The sequence below is a fragment of the Shewanella sp. 1180_01 genome (assembly GCF_052850535.1).
The window spans coordinates 1-5,205 of the sequence record NZ_VXCT01000101.1 but is presented as its reverse complement, the minus strand read 5'-3'; the positions used below and the strand labels follow the sequence as shown (position 1 = coordinate 5,205).

Genomic DNA, 5,205 nt, shown 5'->3' with positions numbered 1-5,205 from the left:
AACCATTCTGCTCGCAATCGCACTTGCCATACTATTTAGCGGTATTGTTGGCGCTGTTTCTGGTGTCACCCAGTTGCTTGATTTTGGGCTGATCACTTCACCGCTAGCACTGATTGCGGCACTGGCTTACTTCTACCTTGAAAACCAGCGCCAAGGCGTTAACGGCCAAGGTAAACGGACGTAATTTCGTCTCGTGTGTGCCCCAATTCTTCTGTGATCAGTTGCCGCGCCTCTCGGTCTATTTGCCGCATTTCTGCCGACATTTCCCTGCGTTCTAAGCCACCACAGGCCGCACATTGACGGCCTGTTAGTTCCAAATAACGCTGCTGCGCGTAGCCATGCCGTAAACCGTGGGCCTTGTTCAATCCCATCCGAATACAGGCGGTTTTATAGCGATTTAGCTGCTCAACGTATTTCAGATCCGGCGGGATCAAAGATCCGCCTCCGGCCAGCAATTTTGCCCTATCCAGTAACGCCCGTTGTTCCGGTGTCCGGACCGGAATATCTCGCGGCCGATTGCCCTTGGTTTTATCCAAATGCAGTACACCTCCGCGATCGGCCACATTGGGTTGTAACTTCATGCACTCTTCACGGCGCAGTCCGAAAAGTTGCTGCAATTGGAAAGACACCTGTAACCGTTCATCGCAAACAAGTTTTAACCGCTCTAAATCGAGCTGAGAGCTGAGATCTCTATTTGATACATACTGACGGGCGTTTATTCCTAAAGTGTCGTTATTTTGCGAAATAAAGCCGTTCTTGCCGATTTTCTCAGACACCCAACGAAGATGAGCCATGCGATTTTTGATTGTGCCGGTACTGAGTCCTTCTTGCTGCCACCGGTGCAACAACGCATCTACGTGCCGAGCACCAATATTCTTGAGTTTGAGCTTCTTCACGCCCAATTCCTGCAACTGGCGATCGACCAGCGCGAGTGTGCGGCGCCTGTCAGTCTGAGTTGCAAAGGAACCATCACGGTTATGTTTCAGCACTTGATTACAACCATACATGAAATCTGAGGCCATCTTTTTCCCACCTTTTTAAAACAAAAAAGCCCTGCGGTTGCAGGGCTTATTCATGGATATTCAATGGTCTGGAAACTGGTCAGAAGAACATGATTCGATTGATTAGTGTAATTCCGCACCTGTGTTTTAGACACAGGTATCCCTTGAAAAAGTTACATTTTCAAGAAATGAAAGCGGTAGATCTTCAGGTTTTAGTAATTCCCACACAATTGAGCACACTGTTGCGGCTGCAGATTGGTATCAGTTAGGGGCATTGAAACAGCGTCTGTTGGCGTGGTTTCAAGAAAAAATGTATGTGATGAATTATCTATTTTGTGCTCAATGGAGCGGCGAGTAAGCCTTGATAATAACACTGGTGATCGTGGGTATCAATAACCCCGTCGTCACGTGTTAGCTACGAGAAAAAAAGGGTGGGGTGGGTTCATATCACAAGTATTAGCTCGTTCTGTCACTGTCAGCAAGTCGCCAGTGACAGAACTTCGCCCCCACCCTTTTTTGCTCCTCCCTGGTTCAGCTCGACAGACTTCCTAGTCGAACCTCACCAGGGAGGTTTGATTAAGTTACAAATTCAAACCTATTCCCTGCTAGACCGGAGCGAAGCGACCGCTTTTTAACGGAACTTGCCGCACCTTGGCGGCTAGATGGTCGGAGACAAAATCAGCTTGCAGCGCGGCTGTTAATCTCGCCCCTGCCAACGGCAGGAAGTGGCGAGGCATTTTTGGGGAAGGGTGGAGCCTTTAGGCGACCTTGGGGCGAAGCCCCGTGGTCGCGGCGCAGCCGCTGTATTTTCTCTATAGAAGATCAAATTTATGGTAGTTATCCACAGGAGGAATCCTTTTTAATAAGATCTTTCTTGTTTTTATAGATCTTTCCTGTTTTTAGGTGCGTCTCTAGCCATTGGTATAACTAGGCTGCATCGATCATAGGTGGTGGGATTTACGGTCAAAATAGCTCTATAGGTGGTAGGATTTACGGTCAAAACAGCTCTATAGGTGGTAGGATTTACGGTGTAATCAACAGGTTTGAGTGGTAATACTTGACAAGCTATACCACTAATAGCTAAGGTGGTATAAAACATAACAGAGCACCACCGTAAAGATGAGTTCTAAACTAACAGTAACAAAATCAAATCTTCTCATTGATGCCAGTTATAGGCTGAATGTGCAGGCTCAAAAGTTGGTGCTTGCTTGCCTTTCTAAGATTGATTCCCGCCCAGATTCAGAGCCTAAAAAAGAGATAAAACTCACCGCAATTGAGTTCTCTGAGCTAATGAAGATTGATATAAAAAACGCTCATAGGGAACTGTACAAAGCAGCAGATGCCCTTTTTAAATCGAGCATTTTATTGCGTGATGAACACGAAGAAACAGAGCTTTACTGGATTCAAAAGAAAGTAAAAAAACTGCACGGAGAAGGGGCTGTAACTCTCGTATGGTCAGATGAAGTTTTGCGCTATATTAGCCATCTTAAATCGCGCTTCACAACCTACAAGCTACATAACATAGCTAGCTTGCAATCAGGCCACAGTATACGTCTATACGAGCTTCTAATGCGCTTCAACTCTACGAATATCAGGGTAATTGCTCTAGACGATTTTCGTTCAGCTTTAGGCTTAGAAGGTAGATATCCGCAGTTCAAAGAATTAAATAAATTCGTTATAAAGCAGTCTGTTGAAGAACTAAACCAACGCAGTGACTTGATTATCACATACGAGACGATCAAGAAGGGACGAACCGTGACAGCGTTAGCTTTTACATTCAAACAAAACAAGCAAATGAAAATGGATTTATAATCAAATTGCAACAAATGCAACACTAACGGCCCATTGGCCACATAATGGATGTAACACATGGCGAAGTTAAATCTAAGTCAAGCCGCAAAAGCTGTAGGTAAAAACAGAGTCACACTTTGGCGGCACATCAACACAGGTAAGCTTTCGGCAGAAAGAGATCGAGACGGAAACCCGCTGGTTGATACGTCAGAATTACTACGTGTTTATGGAGAACTGAAAGAATTTGCAACACCAATAAACAACAAAAAGAAACACGGTGAAACACCATCTTACGAAGAGCTTGTAAGGCTGGTTTCCGAACTGAAAAAAGAACAATCAGAAATGAAGGATATAATCCTTGATTTAAGGAATAGACTCGAATACATCCCTTCCGAAAACACACAGAGTCCATCACTTGATTCTGTTTCGAAATCAAAATATGAAGATGCCCCAGAATGGCCAACATCAGCAAACTCATTCGCTGATTTACTAAAAAGAAATGAAATTAGAATAGGCTATATGAAACGTTAAATTTTCATTGAGTCATGCAATACCCTGTAAATTTCTATCTTTTTATTAACTTCATCAACAGTGTAAAAGATGCTGTAGTCATAACCTGTTATAACCTTTCGCCTCGTTTGTGTTTCCTCATCCCAAATCTTAGCCATCTTAGGGAATACACTTAGGTCGCTAGCAGCAGATTGAATTTTTTCATCAACTCTCTGTGCAACCACAATTCCAGCAACATCGTTCATGTAAGTAGATATTCTAACTCGGTCATCAATCGAGTCTTCAAGCCAAACAATTTCAAATATCATATCTACCACCTATTCCTTTAGCTTGAAAATTATTGCGTTAGATAACACTTGAAATTGAACAGAACTCATATCAGCAAATAATTTAACAGGTAGCTCAGCCCTTTCCTGGGTCAAACGATGGTGGCCAGGTTTTAATGTATATCTTATCAATCCAGTTGGTCCGCCCTTCTGTCCTGCAATAGAAAATCCATCTCGACCAGATTTCTTTAACATCCACAAACCGTCATCTTTATCGTAAAGAACATCAACCCTATCGCCAATCTCCAATCCGACCTTTTCTAAAAGCTCGCAGTTAACCCTAATAGATAAGCCCTCTGACTTAGTGGATGGCTTGTATGTTTGAGCAACCATAATCCCACTAACCGAAGTTCTACCACCACTTTTCTTACTCTTTTCCAATTGACTTTCAAAAGCCATAAACACCTCCATACTCTGACATAAACAATTATACCGCCAAAAACCTGATCAAGTAAAGATCCTTTCAATCCTTACAATCCAATCGATCCGCGTCATTTCACATCAATTTTGTCTCATGGCAAGAATTAATGAATTTAGTTATTGATTTTAAAGCGTTTTAATCACGTCAAAATCATGTTTATTTTGCACAAAAAAATAAAAAACATTTTATGTGTGTACAAATGTGGTACAATTTGTACTATAAAATTAACGCAACTTATTTGTGTATTAACCTAATTAAGTCGGTGACACCATGGATGCTAGAATTCAGTTCAGAGTAGATCAGGAAGTAAAACTACTTGCGCAACAAGCAGCAGAACGAAAAGGCTCAACACTAAGTGATATGTGTAGAGAATTGGCATTAAATATGGCGAAAGAACAAGAAGCACTTATGAATCATGAAAAGTGGCTAGTAGAGCAAGTCAGAGAAGCTCACAAAAAAATTGCAGATGGTAAATCTCAATTTGTGTCCAATGATATGGCTCAAGATATACTCAAGAGACACCTAAACAAGCTAGCAAAAAATGCATAAACAAATAGCCCTGCCATTTGCGGGGCTATTTTTGTCAATGAACTAATATTTCACCACGTTTTATTGCATCATTTTTGCTAAGCGCTACCAATTGCAGATCGAAGCGCTTTAAATATCCTTGAAATTCGGCAGAACCAATCTCTCTCGACATCATTTCAGGCGTGAAAAACTCCTCTATAAGCGCCTGAATATCTGGCGTTTCGCCATGCTCATGGAGCAATTCGTTAAATTCTTCCCGCTCTAAAATTTTAGTCATATTTGATTCCGTTACTTTTTCAAAACAGGCTTCGTCGTAAAAGTGACGTGCTGTGCATTATCATCGAGAGAACGCAAGAAAACAGGCTCTGAAGTTTGCCCGTTCCGGTAGTGGCCATCGATGTATGCTGTTTCGTCCAAATGCGCAATTAACGCTTTAATGGCATCCTGATATTTCTCTGGAACCCGCATGACTACGGTCTTTTCGTATTTGGTTTTACGTCCCGCACCAGGGCGAGCGCCGCCATGTTGGTTTTTGCTTGTTTCCGTCATTTCGATAGCTCTTGTTTGTGTTACGTTTTCAAGATACATTGAAGCTATCCACGGCGCAACATCAGGGAGTTTCTATGCG

Annotated in this window: 9 protein-coding genes; 4 read left to right on the top strand and 5 right to left on the bottom strand. The window is 42.5% G+C overall.

What is annotated here, in order from left to right; all coding sequences use genetic code 11:
• On the top strand, positions 1 to 184 hold a 184-nt coding region (locus tag FW758_RS24010), incomplete at its 5' end, for a hypothetical protein (RefSeq protein WP_446446764.1).
• On the opposite strand, the gene FW758_RS24005 is transcribed toward FW758_RS24010, so the two are convergent.
• Positions 159 to 1,022 (bottom strand): phage integrase N-terminal domain-containing protein, encoded by an 864-nt coding sequence (locus tag FW758_RS24005; protein ID WP_446446763.1) that lies wholly within the window; start codon positions 1,020 to 1,022, stop codon positions 159 to 161. The two genes, FW758_RS24010 and FW758_RS24005, sit on opposite strands and share 26 nt — an antisense overlap.
• 1,098 nt (positions 1,023 to 2,120) lie before the next feature.
• On the opposite strand from FW758_RS24005, the gene FW758_RS24000 reads away from it, so the two are divergent.
• Positions 2,121 to 2,813 (top strand): replication initiation protein, encoded by a 693-nt coding sequence (locus FW758_RS24000; protein WP_446446762.1) that lies wholly within the window; start codon positions 2,121 to 2,123, stop codon positions 2,811 to 2,813.
• A gap of 57 nt (positions 2,814 to 2,870) precedes the next feature.
• Complete coding sequence (locus tag FW758_RS23995; RefSeq protein WP_446446761.1) at positions 2,871 to 3,323, top strand: hypothetical protein; 453 nt, start codon at positions 2,871 to 2,873, stop codon at positions 3,321 to 3,323.
• On the opposite strand, the gene FW758_RS23990 is transcribed toward FW758_RS23995, so the two are convergent.
• Both FW758_RS23990 and FW758_RS23985 read right to left on the bottom strand, forming a co-directional pair.
• The gene (locus tag FW758_RS23990; RefSeq protein WP_446446760.1) at positions 3,320 to 3,610 is read right to left on the bottom strand and encodes a type II toxin-antitoxin system RelE/ParE family toxin; all 291 of its coding nucleotides are present in this window, start codon (positions 3,608 to 3,610) and stop codon (positions 3,320 to 3,322) included. The genes FW758_RS23995 and FW758_RS23990 overlap by 4 nt on opposite strands.
• Positions 3,611 to 3,619: 9 nt before the next feature.
• Positions 3,620 to 4,027: a hypothetical protein gene (locus FW758_RS23985; RefSeq protein WP_446446759.1), complete on the bottom strand. Its 408-nt coding sequence runs from the start codon at positions 4,025 to 4,027 to the stop codon at positions 3,620 to 3,622.
• Positions 4,028 to 4,319: 292 nt separating this feature from the next.
• Here FW758_RS23985 and FW758_RS23980 point away from each other — a divergent pair, with 292 nt between their 5' ends.
• Positions 4,320 to 4,598 (top strand): damage-inducible protein J, encoded by a 279-nt coding sequence (locus FW758_RS23980; protein WP_446446758.1) that lies wholly within the window; start codon positions 4,320 to 4,322, stop codon positions 4,596 to 4,598.
• A 34-nt stretch (positions 4,599 to 4,632) separates the two neighbouring features.
• On the opposite strand, the gene FW758_RS23975 is transcribed toward FW758_RS23980, so the two are convergent.
• Together FW758_RS23975 and FW758_RS23970 are read right to left on the bottom strand one after the other, a co-directional pair.
• Complete coding sequence (locus FW758_RS23975) at positions 4,633 to 4,854, bottom strand: hypothetical protein (RefSeq protein ID WP_446446757.1); 222 nt, start codon at positions 4,852 to 4,854, stop codon at positions 4,633 to 4,635.
• A gap of 11 nt (positions 4,855 to 4,865) precedes the next feature.
• On the bottom strand, positions 4,866 to 5,165 hold the full coding sequence (locus FW758_RS23970) for a hypothetical protein (protein WP_446446756.1): 300 nt from the start codon (positions 5,163 to 5,165) through the stop codon (positions 4,866 to 4,868).
• Positions 5,166 to 5,205: the final 40 nt, after the last annotated feature.

Bases quoted from the DNA above. Each gene is read 5' to 3' on its own strand.
- FW758_RS24005 (WP_446446763.1), bottom strand. From the start codon at position 1,022: ATGGCCTCAGATTTCATGTATGGTTGTAATCAAGTGCTGAAACATAAC.
- FW758_RS24000 (WP_446446762.1), top strand. From the start codon at position 2,121: ATGAGTTCTAAACTAACAGTAACAAAATCAAATCTTCTCATTGATGCC.
- FW758_RS23995 (WP_446446761.1), top strand. From the start codon at position 2,871: ATGGCGAAGTTAAATCTAAGTCAAGCCGCAAAAGCTGTAGGTAAAAAC.
- FW758_RS23990 (WP_446446760.1), bottom strand. From the start codon at position 3,610: ATGATATTTGAAATTGTTTGGCTTGAAGACTCGATTGATGACCGAGTT.
- FW758_RS23985 (WP_446446759.1), bottom strand. From the start codon at position 4,027: ATGGCTTTTGAAAGTCAATTGGAAAAGAGTAAGAAAAGTGGTGGTAGA.
- FW758_RS23980 (WP_446446758.1), top strand. From the start codon at position 4,320: ATGGATGCTAGAATTCAGTTCAGAGTAGATCAGGAAGTAAAACTACTT.
- FW758_RS23975 (WP_446446757.1), bottom strand. From the start codon at position 4,854: ATGACTAAAATTTTAGAGCGGGAAGAATTTAACGAATTGCTCCATGAG.
- FW758_RS23970 (WP_446446756.1), bottom strand. From the start codon at position 5,165: ATGTATCTTGAAAACGTAACACAAACAAGAGCTATCGAAATGACGGAA.